Consider the following 16,714-nt stretch of genomic DNA (forward strand, 5'->3'; position numbering starts at 1 on the left):
ACCGGACGAGCTGCCGGGACACTTGCACGACAGTAATAAGCGGAATCATCCCACAGCCTGCCGACCGGTGAAAGTGGAAGCGTACAGGTTGTACGACCGCCCGTGCGGCCACCATTGCTCAAGCGAACCGGATCGCCTTGGCCGGCGCGATCCGCGTGACCAGCATGCTGGGCCCGATGAGGGCAAGGACGCACACGACCAACGTGCCCACGTTGAGCGCAACGATGGGGAGCAATTCGAGGTCAACCACCACGCGGTCCATGTAATACGTCTCAACGGGCAGCTTCACGAACGCGAATCGTTGCTGCACCAAGGCGAGGCCGATACCCAGCAGGTCGCCGAGCACGATACCTGCTCCGAGGATATAGGCTGCATTGGCCAGGAAGATCCTGCGGATGGCACCGTTCGAAGCGCCCAGGGCCTTCAAGGTGCCGATCATGGGCGTGCGTTCGAGGATGATGATCAGCAGTGCGCTGGTCATGTTGATGATGGCCACGATCACCATGAGCACGATGATCACCACCACATTCTTGTCGAGCAGCTCCAGCCAGGCGAAGATCTCCGGGAAGCGGTCACGCACGCTGAGCGATCGAAGATTGCTGGGCAGGTAAGCGGTATATACCAGGTCATCGAACCGCTGCAGGTCCTCGAAGCGGTCGAGCACCACCTCGAACCCACCGCAATACTTGTGGTAGCTGCCACCGCTTCCGCTGCGCTCGACACGGATTCTGTTCACCTCCAGATCGGTGCCCAGGCTGCTGATATGCGGCATGATCCGGTCAGGGGAGATGCGTACCGTGGCCGTATCTGGGATGGTGCGGTCGGCATCACTTACGATGAGCGTGAAGCTCGTGTCGCGCGGGGCTCTGCCCAGCGGCGCATGCGGGAAGTTGGGCACATGGCGCTCGTAGAGCTGCACGCGATGCGGCCCTGGTCCTTTCAGCTCCGTGCCCGGCCACGCGTATTCGTAGAGCCGATCACCTCCGAAGGCGTGGCCCTCGAGCGTCACATACCGGCCCGATTCCAATTCGCCCACGCTGATCTCCGCCTTCAGGCCCCATTGTGCGAAGCGCTGCAAGTGGCCGATGTCCACGAAGACGAGATTGTGGTCGATCTGCTCCAGGCCGGTCTGATAGATGCCGCAGACCCGGAATTTCCGGGGGCGGATATCGTCGCGGCCGCGCACCAGGTAGGTGGTGATGGTGTCCTGGGTGCCGATGCGAAGGCGGTCGGCGTGGTGCTTCGCGAGCAGCAGGTCGATGGGGCGTGTGCTGTCGTTGATCGCGGGCAGCTCGCCTTCGATCAAGTGGCCATGCAGGAACCGCGTGTCGTAATCGGCCCCGATGCCCTTGAGGACAACGCCCTCGATGTCGTTATCCGTCTCGATGATGCCGGGCCGGGTGGCATACACTTGGATATGCGCGATCCCGGGAACGGTATCGAGCCATGGATAGAACGATTGCTCAATGGGAATGCGCAGGGTCTCCTTCGGATCGGTCTGTCCGATGGCTGCGATCTGCAGGTGCGCCGAGGCCCCCGTTACTTTCGCCCGCACCTCGCGCTGGAAGCCGCGCGTGATGCCCACTGTAAGGATCATGACCGCCATGCCCACCACGATGCCGCCGATGGCGATGGCCACAATCGGCCGTGAGAAGCTCTTAGCGCCGGATGAGCTGCCGCGCACGATGCGCCGGGCGATGAAATGCGCGAAGGACAAGATGATGGCGGTGCGGCCGAAGATAGACCTGGGACCCACGCTCGCCCTTGTGCTGCTGTTCCTGTGTGCTGGCGCAAGTGCTCAGGCGAGGAAGCTTGTCGCGAAAGGTGATCCAGTGATCAGGACCGGTGCGGAGCGAACCGATGCTTACTTGCCGTTGCTCACCGGCCAGCGCGTGGCCGTTGTCACCAACCACACCGGTCGCATCGGGAACGCTCATCTGGTTGATTCCTTGCTGGCGCGGAAGGTGGGCATCACGAAGGTGTTCGCGCCAGAGCATGGTTTCCGCGGTGATGCCGATGCGGGTGAGCACGTGAAGGACCAACGGGATCCGCGGACCGGCCTGCCCATCGTCTCGCTCTACGGCAAGGACAAGAAGCCCAATGCGCAGCAGCTCGCCGATGTGGATGTGCTGATCTTCGATATCCAGGACGTGGGCGCGCGCTACTATACCTACATCAGCACGTTGCACTTCGTGATGGAGGCGGCCTTGGCGCACCAGAAGAAAGTGATCGTGCTCGACCGGCCGAATCCGAACGGTTTCTATGTCGATGGACCCGTTCTCGATACCGCTTACCGATCGTTCGTGGGCATGCACCCGGTGCCGATCGTGCATGGCATGACCATCGGCGAGTACGCGCGCATGATCAACGGCGAAGGCTGGTTGCCCACCGGCATGCGCTGCGACCTGACCGTGATCCCGTGCGAAGGCTACGAGCACGGCCAGTTCCCCAGGCTTGACTTGCACCCATCTCCGAACCTGCCGACCATGGCTTCCGTGTACCTGTATCCGTCACTCTGCTTATTCGAAGGCACTATTGTCAGCGTGGGGCGCGGCACGGAGAAGCCGTTCCAGTGGATCGGATATCCGGGCAATCCTTTAGGAAGCCATCAGTTCACGCCGCGCCCGATGCCCGGGGCGAAGGAACCGCCGCATAATGGCCGTACATGCACGGGACTCGACCTCGAGGCCTACGGTGGCTTCCAGAGCCGCATGGAGCGCCGTATCAACCTGCAATGGCTGATCGGGTTCTACGCCGAAGCACCCGAGAAGGCCAGCTTCTTCACGCCTTTCTTCGACAAGCTCGCCGGGAGCAAGGATCTGCGCGAGCGAATCCAACGGGGTGAGAGTGAAGAGGTGATTCGGGCGTCATGGCAGCAGGACCTGGAACGCTTCATGAAGATCCGGTCTAAGTATCTGCTTTACCAGGATATCCAGCCTTGATGTACGAAGCCCCGGCCATCACTGACCGGGGCTTCGCTTCGGATTGTTCGCTCGCTGCTACTTCTGGATCACCAGACGCTCGTTGAAGGTGCTGGTTCCGGCGGTGATGCTCACCAGGTACATGCCGTTGGCCAGTTCCCCGTTCAGGGCGATGGCGGTGTTCACATAGCCGTCCTGCACCCCGAGGGTGCGCTGGGCCACGCGCTTGCCGAAGGCATCGTAGATGTCCACGTTGATGCTCTCCACACCCTCCTCCACGCTGCTCAGGCTCACGAAGAGCTGGTCGCCGCGGTTCGGGTTCGGGTACATCGCCACGCGGGCCTCGCTCGCCGTGGTGCTGCCGCCCTCTTCAGCCATGCCGAAGGCGCACGTGGTGGTCAGCTGGCACACATCGCCGTAGGGATCACTGCTGTGGCACCAGGTAGCGCCATTGTCGAAGCTCGCGCGCACATCCACCTCGTAGGTCTTGTTGCAGGCCAGGCCGTTGGTGTTCACCCGGTACTGGCCCGTGGCGCTGGTCTTCACGATCGTCACGAACTCGGCCGGGATGCGGAAGCGGAACTGGTAGCGGTTCGCGTTCACCCAGTTGCAGTTGCCGTTCATGCGGCGCACGGGCTTGGCATGCACGCGGATGTTGGTGCCGATGCCGCGGGTCTGTCCGCAGCTCAGGTACTGGTTGCCCGGCTGGTCCATGAGCTTGGTGCGGGGGCACTGGGCCTCGGTGCTGTTCACCACCAGGCGGCAGGCAGGGCCCCAGTTGTTGTAGGTGCCATTGATGCGGCCGCGCACCTTCACGTTGTAGAAGCCGCCCTCCACCAGCTGGTTGCCGGCCCAGCCGTTGAGCAGGAAGTGCGCCGCGCGGGTGGCGCTGGCAGGCAGTCCGTTGCTCGTGTTGTGGCTCTGGAAGCGCTTGAAGCTGTAGCCGCCGTTGGGCGCGTACCACCACATCTGGTAGCCGCTGTTGGCGTTGTTCACGTTGTACTGCGCGGTCACGGCCGCGTTGTCGTTGGCCACTACGTATTCACCGCCGCAGGGGCTGATCTTCCAGTCGCGCTTGTCGCAGCTGGTGTAGATCAGGCGGTCGGTGCCCACGGGCAGGCAGAAGCCCTCGTTGGCCGCGATCTGGCTGGTGCCGCCGCTGGTGAAGCCGCCTTCGCCGAAGGCGCCGTAGAGGTTATCGATCAGGCGCACGCTGCTGTTGATCTTCAGCAGGTAGCCGCCGCCGGTGATGCCGTCGCCGCCGCCGTCGGTGACCACCAGGTAGAAGCAGCCGTCGGGCAGGCAGGTGGCCTCGGAGCCGTTGCCGATCAGGGCGCCGCCGCCGCTCTGCATCAACGTGTTGGTGCCTTGCTCATAGATGGCCCAATCGAGGTCATCCACACCATCGGCCTGGTACACGAAGTCGAGGTCGGTGGTGCAGGTTGCGATCGGTGTGCATTCAATGGCGCCTAGCCCGCTGGTCTCACCGTTGGGGCAGGCCAAGCATTCGGTCTGCGCGTCGAACGGATTGAAAGTGTTCACCGGGCACAGGTCGCAGAGCTCTTGGCCGCTGCTGGCGCTGAAGCTGCCCGGCGGGCAGGCGCTGCACGCGGATTGACCACTGCTGCCGTTGGCATATCCGGCCGGGCAAGGGATGGCATTGATCCCATCCGGACAGTAGCTGCCCGGCGGGCAGATGGTGCAGGTGAAAATGAGTGGGAGGTCCGCGGGTTCAGCGAAGTAGCCCAGCTCGCAGGCGCAGGTGTTCTCGTCGAAGTTGGGGATGCCATCCACTGCGAGCGGACAATCGTCGCAGGCGTCGCCAATGCCGTCCCCGTCCATATCCTCCTGAAGCGGGTTGGGGTCGTCCGGGCAATTGTCGTCGTTATCGCAAACACCATCATTGTCGGCATCGGCAACGCAGGGCACCTCAGGTGCTAGCGCAACGCCACGGAAGGCGGTATTTGCGGGCGCCGATGCGATGGTCGATCCAGTGCTGCCTGCGCCGGTATCCACGATGCGCACGAGGCGGTTGGTCCCTTCCGTCGTGGTGGCGTAGATCACTGGGTCTGTGCCGCTGAAGTCAACTTCCAAGCCGCGCGCACCGGTGGTGCCATCAACTGCAAGCGTGTAGCTCAGCACCCAGTTGCCCGAGATGAAGTCCCAGCGCTGCACTCCGCCGCCGGAAGCGAACGCACGGTCATCGGCGATGTAGCAGATGGTAGTAGCCGGGTTGAAGGCGAACTCGTAGGGGCTCGCGCTTCCTCCAGCGTTGATCACAACGGCACTGGTCTGACCAGTAGAAGTGGGTAACCCGCTTCCAACGGCCCACACCCCCCGGCTTGCGCCCGAGCCGGTCGAGAAATAGAGCTGCCCATTGTGCACTTCCATCGCGCGGTTGTTGGTGAGCGTGGTGCTCACGATGGCTGGCGTGCCCGGTGCGAAGTAGGCGATGCCGGTGTTCGCGCCCGCGCTCCAGAAATCGGTGCCCTGACTGGCGGCACCGCGGATGCTGCCACCGCTGAAGAAGCTCGTGCTGGTGGACTCGCGCACGTAGTTCGCCGCATTGTCCATGGAACCGATGGCCCGGTTCACGCTGGCCGATGTGCTCGAGGTGAGGTTGCCGGCGCCCGGAAGCGTCTGCGCATAACCCGCGAAGACGAGCTTGGCCTTGTCGGCTGAGCGCGATAGTATGCCCTCGGTGGTGGCCGTCCCGCTCACAACGAGCGGGTCCGTGGCGCCGGACGGCACTTCGATGTTGATGGTGTTGGTGCCCGCTCCGGTGAACTCGCGCAGTACCACCGGGTTGCCCGTATTGGTAAGTGAGCCTGTGCCATTTCCCGCTTGCAGCACCACGATGTTGCCGGAGGTGAACTGCACCGGTGTGCCAACACAGCTGCAATCGGGTTGATACGTGTCGTTGGCGGTGTTGCCCAAGCCATCATCGCATGGGGTTCCGGGCAAGGCGCTGCCGCCCGGCACATTCTCGCAGTCCAGCGGAAGGCCTATGCATGCGCAGCCCGCGCTCCAGGTGTCGTTGCCGGTACTGGGGTCCGTGTCATCGCACGGTGTACCGGGCAAGTCAGTTCCTCCGGTGACACCCAGGCAGTCGATCACCTCGCCAACGCAGATGCATTGGTTGTCCCAGGTGTCGTTGCCAGTGCCCGTGTCATTGTCGTCGCAAGGGGTGCCGGGCAAGGCAGGGCCGTTCGGTGTTCCCTCGCAATCGATGGTCTGTCCTGCGCATGTGCAATCACCCAGAATCACATCGTTGATCGTGCTGTTGTCCCCATCATCGCAAGCGGAGCCGACCGTGCCCATGTCTGCGGGGCACAAGTCGGTGTTGTCCGCCACATAACCGTAAGGTTGATCGCATGAAACCTGACTATCGTTGGGGTCACCCAATCCGTCGCCCTCGGTGTCCGCATACCAGGTGGTGGGCGCATCGAAGTTGGCATCGCCAGTGGTGAACACGATGGGCGTGGTGCCGCTGGTCGGGTTCACCGTGTTTCCTGCGCCGGACCACGTGCCTGTGCTGCTGAGGCCGGGGCAGTTCAAGAGGGCCCCGGTGGCCACATCGCGCTGCTCGATCCGCCGGATGCCATCCGGCAGGGTGGAGGGCAGGTAAGCTCCCCATCGGCCGGCTTGCGCGTCAACGCCTGCATCATACCACGTGGTATAGGTCTGGTCAATCCCATCATCCTCTGCCCAAGTGCCCCAGATCGGACGGCCGGACCCGGCTTCGTTGTCGTAAAGGAAGACCATGTTCTCCGCGGTTGCGCTCGATTCGCCTCGCGCCGCGCGAGCCGTGCCTGTTGGTATGATCATGCGGATGGTGTTCGTGGTGCGCACCGAATTGGTGATCGCAAGCCCGCCGAAGCCATTGTTCAGCTGCACGTAGAAGTACACGTCGTTGCCATCATCGAACACCGCGTTGCCAGTGGGCACCATGCTGAACCAGCCCGTGTAGCTGCCGGTACCATCGGTGGTGAGTTCGGCGCTGCGCGTGTTCGTCGTGAACTCATCCCCATCGAGCACAGGGGCGTTCACGCTCTTGCTTGAGGTCTGGCCGGTGATATGCCCGAAGGCGCCGGCCGTATTGTTGATCGCGTACATGTTGCCTGCTGAAGTGGCCAAGCCGAGGCTGGCGTTCGTGCTTGCACCCACGATGTAGCGATAAATCGTGTTCGGAACCAGGTTGTCGAGCTGTAGCCGGCAGAGGTAGGGGAGGCGTGTGCCCGAGGTGCTGCCGTTCACGGCATACTGAGGGAGGATGATCTCCGTGAGCGTCGGCACATCGGTGATCACGATCGCCGGGCTGTTGCCGTCGTTCAAGCCGGTTGCTGTTGCGGTGAGCACATAGGTGCCGGGCGTATCGAAGCTGATGCCGGGGAAGCTGGCGGTCCCGTTCGTAGCGTTCTGTGTGAGGATGCCCGAAATGTTGCCGGGCCCGATCAGTACGCTGATCGTCACCGCGCCAGTGAACTCCGTCGCCACAGTGGCATCGCCGCGCAATGCATCCACTTGGAACTCCGCCACCGCCACTCCGGTGAGTCCGCTGGGCGGCATGTTGCTGAAGCTGAGGTCCTGCGCCACGCCAAGCACATCGAACGGAGCGCTCTGTCCGTCGGTGAGCGCATCGCCCGCCGTCACTTCGGCATTCAGCACCACACCGAAATCGGCGATGTCGTACAGCAGCCCGCTGATCACCACGGTGTTCGTACCCATGAGGATCGTGCCGGTCACGGTGCCGCCAAGCGATCCGAAGCCTTGGTCGAGGGTGATCAGCACGTCGGTATCGGCCGTCACGTTCTGCGGGTTGTTCACAGCGTCCTGTGCTTGAACCGTGATGGAGAAGGCGGTGTTCTCGATCACGTTACCGCCGCCATTGATGCTGGTGATGACCAGCTGCGTGGGCACCGATACCGCGATTCCGGTTCCGTTCACGGGCACCAATTGGCTCGTGGCGCCCGTGCTCGAGCAAGTCACGTCGTCGGTGTAGGCGATAGCTGCCGCTGGGCTGAAGCGGACATGGATGGTGGTGGGGCTCACCGTTCCGCTGGAAGGCACGATGGACACCGGGTTGTTGCTCCAGTCGCTGCCATCGAGAGAGACCTCGAATCCCGCAGGGGCCAGCACCTCGAGGTTCGCCGTGAGGTTGCTGCCACTGACGAGGAAGGTCTGCGCGGCGCTGCTGCTGCCCACGTTCACGTTGCCGAAGGCGCCCGTGAATCCGGTGAGGTCGGTGGTGATCGATGCTGCTGCGGTTCCGATGAAGCTGAAGTCGTCCACGCCCATGCCATCGTCGGCGCCGCTGGCATTGAAGTCGGTCCAGCGGATGAACAAGGTGGCGCCATTGGCGATGCTCAGGCCCGTGATGGTGTGGCCGATGGCGGCGCTATGCAGCATGCTTCCGCTGGCGGTTGCCCCAGCCGCCACATTCGCATAATCCAAGGCATCCACATCAGTCCAGGTTCCGGTGGTCAGGCTTGTGGCATCGGTGCTGAATTGGAAGTCGATCCGGTCGAATCGGCTGGCCGTGCCGATCCTCCAGGTCTCCCCGGTGTAAGCGATGGCCGCATTGGTGATGGTGGAGCCAGTGTTGTTCACCAAGTAGAATCCGATTGTCGGGTTGTTGCTTCCGCTCTGAAGGCCGCCGATTGCACGTTCCGTATTGCCGCTCAGGCCGAAATGGTACGAATTGCCAGTGCCCGAGCTACCGGTGCCGGCGTCCATCTGGGTGTTGCCGCTCGATTCAAGGAAGTACCAGCCGTTCACAGAACTGCTGTGCAGGTTGAGGTCTCCTCCAGCCACGGAGATATTGGCAGTGCCCAACGCACTGAAATCCTGCGTGTAGGGTGAGCCGATCGTGGTATAGCTGTGCTGCCCGGATGCGAAAGCACCAAGGAAGGCAACGGCCGCAAGGGCCCATGCAGCGCGAAGCAGATGGGGTGTAGGGTTGAAGAGTCTCATGATCGGGGAGTTGGGTTTCAGGGGCCGAAATTGAAGGTGCAGCGTCAACTGCAGGTAAAGGGGATTCGAAGGTGCAATGAATCCGCGAAATCGCGGATCAGAGAGCGCAACATGTTGAAAAAAAACGGTGATGCGCCTTAGTCGCGCAGTAAGCGCAAGGTCCAAGCGCGCTCGCGCTCGATTACCTGCACCAGGTAACTGCCCGCAGGGAGCTGTCCGAGCGGCCAATCGAAGCGGTCGCTATCACCGGACTTCCTAGCTTGGGAGACCAACCTGCCAGTTGCATCGGTTATGCGCAGGTCAACCGTCCCGGAGGGAAGGCCCTGTAGATAAGCGATGTCGCGCACCGGGTTGGGGTAAACCATCGGCTCAGCGGCTTCCGTGCCGAAGTGCACAGGCACCGCGTGGCTATCCTGCCATTGGCCATCCGAATCGTGCTGCCGCAGCTTGTAATAGCTCAGGCCCATCCACGGCGCGCGATCGTAGGCCGTGTAGGAGCGCGGTGAGTTGCTGTTCCCGGCGCCCGGTACGCTGGTCAATGCCTCGTAAACGATCCCGTCGCGGCTGCGGAGCACTTCAAAACGGTCGTTGTTCAATTCGCTGGCGGTAGTCCAATCGAGCCGCACGGAGGCCAGGTCCACGCGCGCATCGAATCGCAGCAGCTCCACAGGCAAGGGGCTCAGGATATGCGTGAGGGTGAATGGTCCGAATGCGCTCACGTTGTTGGCGGTGGCGAAGTAGGAGCCATTGCCCACGGATTCCAATTGGTCCTCCCAATACGGCACCGCGCTGTTGTAGCGCTGGGCGCGCAGACTGAGCGGATCGGCCAAGGGAGCGCTAGGCAGTTCGCTCGCCTGGTATCTGAAGGTGAGCAGCGTGTTGGGCGTGCCGGTCACATCAATCTGCCAGAAGCGATCGACGGTGGCTTCGGCATTATCGGGCAGAAGGCCGTAGCCACTAGGCAGAGCCGATACCAAGGTGGGGGTCGCCGGCAAGGGCATGTTGTCCGGTGGCGTTCCATAGGTCGCCATCGTCACGCTGCCGGCATCTCCGCTGAGCAGGTCAAAGGTGAAGGGGATATAGGACGTGGCCGTGCCGAAGGGGACCACATGCGCCCCGGTGGTGGTGCCGATGTTCCAGCGGACGCGGCTCATGTTGTCCGTCCGCTCGCTCCGGATATGACGCGTGGTGCCGAAGGTGCTGTTTGAGGCGATGGCCCCGACGGCGGGATTGAGCAGGGTGAGCATGTTGCCGTTCAGATCCAGGATCGCGGCCGTGGTGTTCAGGTTGAGCACTTGCGCCACCCGCACATCGGAATCCATCCGCACCAGCGGTTGCGCCGCTGATTTGGCGATGCGCCAATTGAAGAAATCCTCACCACCAGCAGTGTTGATCACCTGGGTGCCTGCAGAGCCACTGAAGAGCACGAGTCCGGTGCGTTCGTTGAATCCCGCTGTGCCGTAGCTGGTCCAGTTCCCATACACGGTCACTTGGAAGTTGGAGATCGTGACATCCAGTTCCGGGGTACCGGTCACATTCAGGATCTCAAGGTTGCCTTTGACTAGCAGGGTGCCCAGGATCGTTTTCACGCCCGTGCCCCTGATGCGCAGATTGCCATATCCACCGACCACATTGGGCACATTCTGCGTCCCCGCGCCGGAATAGGTCGTTTGGCTGTTGGCATCGAATACGTACTGGTTATTGTTCACGAAGTAGGACGTCCAAGCCACTGGGGTCCCGGAGATCTCCAGGATGCCGCCTGCATTCACGAAGAACCGGTGCCACGCGGTTCCGGAGCCGGCGGCGTGCACTTGAGTGGTGCGCACGAATCCTCCAGGGCCAATGGTGATCCTGCATTCGTAGGCCGCGTTGGTATTATTGGTGGTGGCGTAGAGGATCCCAGGAATCAGCAGGGTTCCGTTCACCGTGATCGAACCGCCCAATTGCCAGAAATCTGTCCCGGCCAAACCATCGATGCTCACATTGCCCGTGCCGGCTGCACCCACCAGCGCAAGGGTCCTTCCAGCGTTAATGGTGACATGGAAATTACTCGCCGCAGAGCACCCGTTATAGAGCATGGTGGTGCTGCCCGCGCTGAAGCGCAGGTTCACATTCATGTCGATGGTGAAGCTGGTGGTGGTCAACGATGCGCCGCTGATCGGATGGGTGGTCGCCGTCTTTCGGATCCGGGCCGCATTGGCGGTGCCAGAGCCGCTCATGGTGATGCTGGCCCCGTCGATGCTCAGGCTGATGCCGTCCAAGGTGGCTCCGTTCCCGAGATTCCCGTTCACCACGATTTGCCCGGTGTGCGCAGGGGCCACACCATACACATGCACATAGCTGAGGTTGGTAGCGCCCGTGTTGTTGTTGTACAGCCGGCCCGTGGCTTCGATGAAGAGTTCGGCGCAGTGATAGGTGCTGCCGAAAGCAGCGGTTACGGTTGTGCCCGTGCGGATCCAGACCCTGGTATTCGCATTCGGAACGGCGGATGCAGCCGGTGATGAAGCCCAACTCACGCCATCATAAACCCGCCAGGTCGCCACGGTGTTCCAAGCCCCCGTCACCCATGAGCCGTAGTCACCGGCGGTTTGGGCGCTGAGCGGAACGGTTGCGGCGGACAACAGGAGCGCAATCGCCGCGCTTCTGGCCAGGTTCAGCAGGGGCATGTGCGCGCTAATCGCTTGAGGTAAAGAAGCAAGGTGCCGATTCGCGGCAAATATAGGACGCACTTGCCTCATCAAGGTGGCTTGGTGACTTGTTACGCACAGATTATCAATGGGTTGCGGAATCATGGTGCATACGCTTTAATCGGCGTAAAGGCCTTCGATCAGCGCTTGGTTCTTGGCCATGATGGGCTTGCGTTTCAGTTTCAGCGAAGGTGTGAGTTCCCCGCCGTCTATCGTGAGCTCCGCAGGGAGCAGCGCTATTTTCTTCACCTTCTCCCAGTTGCCCATGTCGGCATTGGCGGCTTCCACCTCCCGGAAGATCCGGTCAACGATCCTCTTATCGGCGATGACCTGCTCACGGCTCCCGAAGGGGATGCCCTTCAGGGCGCAATAATCCTTCAGGAATGCGAAATCGGGAACGATTAGTGCGGCTGGGAATTTCCGATTCTCACCGATTACCATGGCCTGCTCAATGAAGCGCGATTGCTTCAATCGGTTCTCCAGCACCTGCGGCGCCACATACTTGCCTCCGCTGGTCTTGAAGATCTCCTTCTTTCGGTCGGTGATGCGCAGGAAGCCTTCAGGAGTCAGTTCGCCGATATCGCCCGTGTGCAGCCAGCCTTCGCTATCGATGGCCTCCTTGGTGAGCTCGGGTTCATTGTAATAGCCCTGCATGATATTGGGTCCGCGCGCCAGGATCTCGCCATCGGCGGCGATCCGCACTTCCACGCCGGGTATCGGGCGCCCCACCGTGCCGAACCGGAGTCCGTCATTGCGCAGGTCGTTCACGCTGATCACGGGGCTGCTCTCGGTTAGGCCGTAGCCTTCCATGACCGGGACGCCCGCAGCGTTGAAAACACGGGCAAGCCGCTCCTGCAAAGCCGCACTGCCGCTGGCCACCACGCGGCACTTGCCGCCGAGCGCGGCTTGCCATTTACTGAAGATGAGCTTGCGCGCCAGGGCGAGCTGCACGTTGTACCACCAGCTGCGGCCATGCACATCGTACTTGAAGCCCAATTCAAGCGCCCAGAAGAAGAGCCAGCGCTTGATCCCGGTGAGCGACTCGCCCTTCGCGACGATCTTGTCGAAGATCTTCTCCAGCAGGCGTGGTACTGCGGTGAACACATCGGGCCGCACCTCCCGGATGCGATCGCCAAGGTCCTCCAATGATTCCTGGAAGTAGATGCTCACGCCCACGTACAGGTACATGTACATGAGCATGCGCTCGTAGATGTGCGAAAGAGGCAGGAAGCTGATGCACCGTGCGTTGCTGTCAACCGGGAAGCGCTCGATGCTGGCCAGCAGGTTGCTGATCACGTTCGCATGGGTGAGCATCACCCCCTTGGGTTTGCCCGTGGTGCCGCTGGTATAGATGATGGTGGCCAGGTCGCTGCCCTTCACGGCGGCCTCATATCCGCGCAGCGTGCCTGCGTGAGACGCATCGCCAAGGTCGAGCGCCTCGCTCCAGTGGCGCGCGCCTTCGACCCGGTCGAAGGTGAAGCAGTGCTGGGCGATACCGCTGCCGGCTGCCTTCGCAAGCACATCACCGCTGCTGCTGAAGCAGACATTGACAGAGGCATGCTTCAGGATGAAGGCGTAGTCGTCCTTGCTGCTGGTGGGGTAGATGGGCACCGTGATGGCGCCGATTCGTAGGATGGCCTGATCCACCAAGGCCCACTCGCTGCGGTTGCCGCTGCAGATGGCGACTTTGTGCCCGGGAGCAACGCCCAATGCCATGAGGCCCAGTGCGAGCCGCTCGCTGATGTCGAGGAGTTCATGTGTGGAGTAGGGCCGCCATTGGCCGTTCTCCTTGGTGGCAATGGCGTCGGCCTTGGGGTGGTTGGCCAGTTGGTGGCGCGGGATGTCGAAAAGGCGTTCGATGGGCATGCGACGAAGATAGCAGCGCGCCCATTGCGCGCCGGTGCATCATGCGCCCAACTGATGCGCTTCCGGGAGCGCGGCCGCCGAACCGATTGGACCTAGTAACTCATGGTGCCAACCCCTCGTGGCCGGGCGCCGCCGCTGCTCCCGGATTGGACGACCTGGCCGGAGCCAGAGATGCTGCTGTCCATCTGGCCGCTGCAGTTAACGATCACGTCACCCGAACCGGAGATGCGCACTTTGCAGGTGCCGGATTCAAGACCACCCGCTGACACGTTGCCCGAACCGGAAACGCCGATATCAAGGCTGCCTGATCGGCCGGCCACGCGCACATCACCGCTCCCGGCGATGCGGATGGTGGTGGCGCCCGATACATTCGTTTCGCCAAGGACGATATCGCCGGAGCCTGCGATGTTCAGGCGAAGCGATCGGGCTTCGTTCACGGCCCCAATGATCATATCGCCGGAGCCGGCCAATCCGAGCGTGAGGTCTTCGGCCCGCTTGAACTCACCCACTGCAAGGTTCCCGGATCCAAGCACCTCGAACCGATCGATCACGGGCATGCGCACAGATACACTGACCGAGGCCTCACAGTTCTGCTTCGGCCACTTCTCATGGTCCTTGTCGATCCGCAGCAGTCCTTTCTCGACCGTTATCCTCAGTCGATCCAAGGCTTGCTGATCGCCCATTGCGGTCACGGAGAATTCGCCTTCGGTGACCGTCACGTCGATGCTGGTCGCGAGCTGCACTCCGGTGAATCCCTTCAAATCGTAGCTGCGGCTGTTCCGGTCGATGGTGAGCACTACGGCAGGTAAGCCCTGGACAGTCTCGGTGTTCAGGCTTGCCAGAAGGACAACTCCATCATCCTGTGATTCGGATTCCAACGGCGGCGCTAATGGATCGGCTTTCATTGGAGCGGGTGGTCCCTTGATCGGCTCAGGCTCTTTGGCTGGAGTCACCTTGTCCTCGGGCGGATTCAGCACAAGGGCGGCTGCCTCCTCCGCTTCAGATACGGGCATCGGAAGTTCAGCAGCTGCAGCTTCCAACGTTGCGGCCTCGGTTCTGGGCACGGCCGGTTCGCTCGGCGAAGCGAGGTAGAGGCCGCCGGCCAGGATGATCGATCCAGTGGTTGACATGGCTATGGAGTTGATGTGGAGTTTGCACCATGCAAGCCAGCCCGCCCCAACGCCAGCTAGCGGGAAAACGAGCACCATGAGCCCCACCTGATCCAAGGTGAGCTCTGCCGGCAACTCTTGCAGCGGCTTCAGAACGGGCGCTTCATCGATGGGGCCTTTCATAGCATCAGGGTCTTGAATGCGCCGAGCGCGGCGTTCGGATGTTGTTGAGTTCGGCAACCGAGCATTTCCCGGACAGCCGCACGCGCGCGGCTCACGCGGGTCTTCATCGCATTCTCGTTGACGCCTTGGATCGCAGCGATCTCCGCCATGGGCAATCCGCTGACCTCGAAGAGTACGAGTGCATCGCGCTGGTCCGGAGGCAGGCGCTCCAGGGTGGCATAAAGGATCTCTACGTCAAGGAGCATCTCAGCGGAGGCGCCGAGCGACTGCAAGCGTGCCGCTTGCTTCTCGCAGAGATCGGTGCTGCGCCTGTTCGTTCGCCAGGCACTTGCCGCCCGGTTCTTCGCCGCACGGATCAGGTAATGCAGCAGCTCATGCTTCTTCCGGATGGCCTCGAATCGCTGGAACGCGCTGAGCAGCACGTCCTGCACGAGGTCCTGGGCGTCCATCTTCCCATGGGCGAGCGCTGAGCAATACCGCACGAACGGCTCGTGGCAAGGCTGGTATGCCTGCATGAATGCGCTGCGCTTGTCTTCGTGCACGTTGGCGGATTCGGTGCAAGGAATGTCTCCGGACCAAGGGATAGGTTACGGATCCGGGACGAATCGTTGGCCCAGTCTTCAAGCATCCTGGAGCGCATCAAGGTAACTCGCCACGTATCTCTCCACGCTCTTCGCCTTGTATTGCATGATGAAGCGCGGATGGTCCAAGGGCGTGATGCGCTTGAATAGCCCGAGATCGCGCAGGAATCGGAAATTCTCCCCTTTTCCAAGGCAGAGCGCAAGGTCGCTCCGGCATCCGGCGGCGATCAAGCCCTGCAGCCATTCGGCGGCCACCGGCCGAATGTTCTCCCTGAGGTCGATCCGGTCGTAGTAGTTCAGGTTCACCGCCTTCCCATTCCGCCCGGCTGCGGTGAATCCGAAAGGGAAGACGGAATGCACATAGGCATGTCTGTAGAACCGTTCCGGGCCCCCAGCGGATGCAACGAGCTGCTTGAAGAAGCGGCTGCTGGTCTCTGGACGTGAAGGTGGCAGAGCATGCGGGATCCCGAGCACCTCGCGCGCATCATTCGGATCGGTGAATGCAATGCCCGTGAGGCCTGCTCCGAAGCGCCCGGGATTGATGCCCAGCAGCAGCGTTCGCGGGTTGTTGTCGTCGAAGAAGCTGCGGTGGAATGTGGTGACGAGGCGTTGTACCTCGGTACCATGCTCACCGACCAAGGGGTTGAGGAGGCGCACGCCTTCGGGCAACCGCACGCGCTCCATCTTGAGGCGGAATGTGAGGTCGAGCAATCGGTCGGCTAGCGTGACCATCCGGTCAGGGTGCGCTCAGGCATGCGACGAAGCTCGGCATTCGTTGGCATTACCTTCGAGCCATGCGCGCGCAGATCCTCAGCCTGGCACTGGCCACCAGCATGGCCATGCGCGCGCAGGATGGCGAGCATCCCTTCATCCAGTCCTTCACCCTCACGGAACTCGATGGGCGCATCCATGTGGAATGGGTGATGACCGGCGGAAGCACCTGCGATGGCTCACAGGTGGAGCGCTCCACGGATGGGGTCAGCTTCGAGGTGGTGCATCGCATCGAGGGCCTTTGCGGCGATCCGGCATTCCCAGTGCCCTTTGGCTGGTACGACGAAGCCCCGCCGGAAATGAGCATCGTGCATTACCGCATCGCCTTCTCCGGACTGGGTCGAAGCTCGGCGAAGGCAGTCGAATTCCGCCAGCTCATAGGATCAGAAATGCGCGTGTTCCCTTCGCCCACCATGGGTGCATGCACCGTGCTGCTGCGGGTGCCGCTCAGCGCCCTCGTCGATATCACCATCAGTGATCCGAACGGCCGGATCGCCCTGCGTGCAGTTGGATTGAACGGACGGGAGCATGCGCTCGACCTGCAATCGCTCGCGGCTGGTGTGTACACGGTCCTGGCCACCGCTGATGGCCAAGCGTATATGGGTCGCGTGGTGAAGCAATGA

General features: G+C 62.0%; 9 protein-coding genes. 2 read left to right on the forward strand and 7 right to left on the reverse strand.

Going from position 1 to position 16,714, the window contains the following annotated elements; all coding sequences use genetic code 11:
* Window positions 1-118: 118 nt before the first annotated feature.
* A complete protein-coding gene (locus IPM12_08230) occupies window positions 119-1,639 on the reverse strand; it encodes an ABC transporter permease (GenBank protein ID MBK9147789.1) in 1,521 nt (506 codons plus the stop codon).
* Here IPM12_08230 and IPM12_08235 point away from each other — a divergent pair.
* Window positions 1,578-2,942 carry a DUF1343 domain-containing protein gene (locus IPM12_08235; protein MBK9147790.1) on the forward strand — a complete coding sequence of 455 codons (1,365 nt, stop codon included), beginning with the start codon at window positions 1,578-1,580 and terminating at the stop codon, window positions 2,940-2,942. The two genes, IPM12_08230 and IPM12_08235, sit on opposite strands and share 62 nt — an antisense overlap.
* Before the next feature lie 57 nt (window positions 2,943-2,999).
* Here IPM12_08235 and IPM12_08240 read toward each other — a convergent pair whose 3' ends face one another.
* The 6 genes from IPM12_08240 to IPM12_08265 form a co-directional block, all read right to left on the reverse strand.
* Window positions 3,000-8,894, reverse strand: a complete 5,895-nt coding sequence (locus tag IPM12_08240) for a T9SS type A sorting domain-containing protein (protein ID MBK9147791.1) — start codon at window positions 8,892-8,894, stop codon at window positions 3,000-3,002.
* 137 nt (window positions 8,895-9,031) lie between these two features.
* Window positions 9,032-11,560 (reverse strand): T9SS type A sorting domain-containing protein, encoded by a 2,529-nt coding sequence (locus IPM12_08245; GenBank protein ID MBK9147792.1) that lies wholly within the window; start codon window positions 11,558-11,560, stop codon window positions 9,032-9,034.
* Window positions 11,561-11,698: 138 nt separating this feature from the next.
* Window positions 11,699-13,447 carry a long-chain fatty acid--CoA ligase gene (locus IPM12_08250; protein ID MBK9147793.1) on the reverse strand — a complete coding sequence of 583 codons (1,749 nt, stop codon included), beginning with the start codon at window positions 13,445-13,447 and terminating at the stop codon, window positions 11,699-11,701.
* A 92-nt stretch (window positions 13,448-13,539) separates the two neighbouring features.
* Entirely contained in the window at window positions 13,540-14,739 is a 1,200-nt protein-coding gene (locus tag IPM12_08255) for a DUF2807 domain-containing protein (protein ID MBK9147794.1), read from the reverse strand.
* Window positions 14,736-15,281, reverse strand: a complete 546-nt coding sequence (locus tag IPM12_08260) for an RNA polymerase sigma factor (GenBank protein MBK9147795.1) — start codon at window positions 15,279-15,281, stop codon at window positions 14,736-14,738. Before IPM12_08260 ends, IPM12_08255 begins: the two co-directional genes overlap by 4 nt.
* Window positions 15,282-15,359: 78 nt before the next feature.
* Complete coding sequence (locus tag IPM12_08265) at window positions 15,360-16,052, reverse strand: DUF4918 family protein (protein ID MBK9147796.1); 693 nt, start codon at window positions 16,050-16,052, stop codon at window positions 15,360-15,362.
* Between the two features lie 62 nt (window positions 16,053-16,114).
* On the opposite strand from IPM12_08265, the gene IPM12_08270 reads away from it, so the two are divergent.
* Window positions 16,115-16,714 (forward strand): T9SS type A sorting domain-containing protein, encoded by a 600-nt coding sequence (locus IPM12_08270; GenBank protein MBK9147797.1) that lies wholly within the window; start codon window positions 16,115-16,117, stop codon window positions 16,712-16,714.

It is taken from the genome of Flavobacteriales bacterium (assembly GCA_016716605.1).
In the GTDB taxonomy this organism is placed as follows: Bacteria; Bacteroidota; Bacteroidia; order Flavobacteriales_F; family PHOS-HE28; genus PHOS-HE28.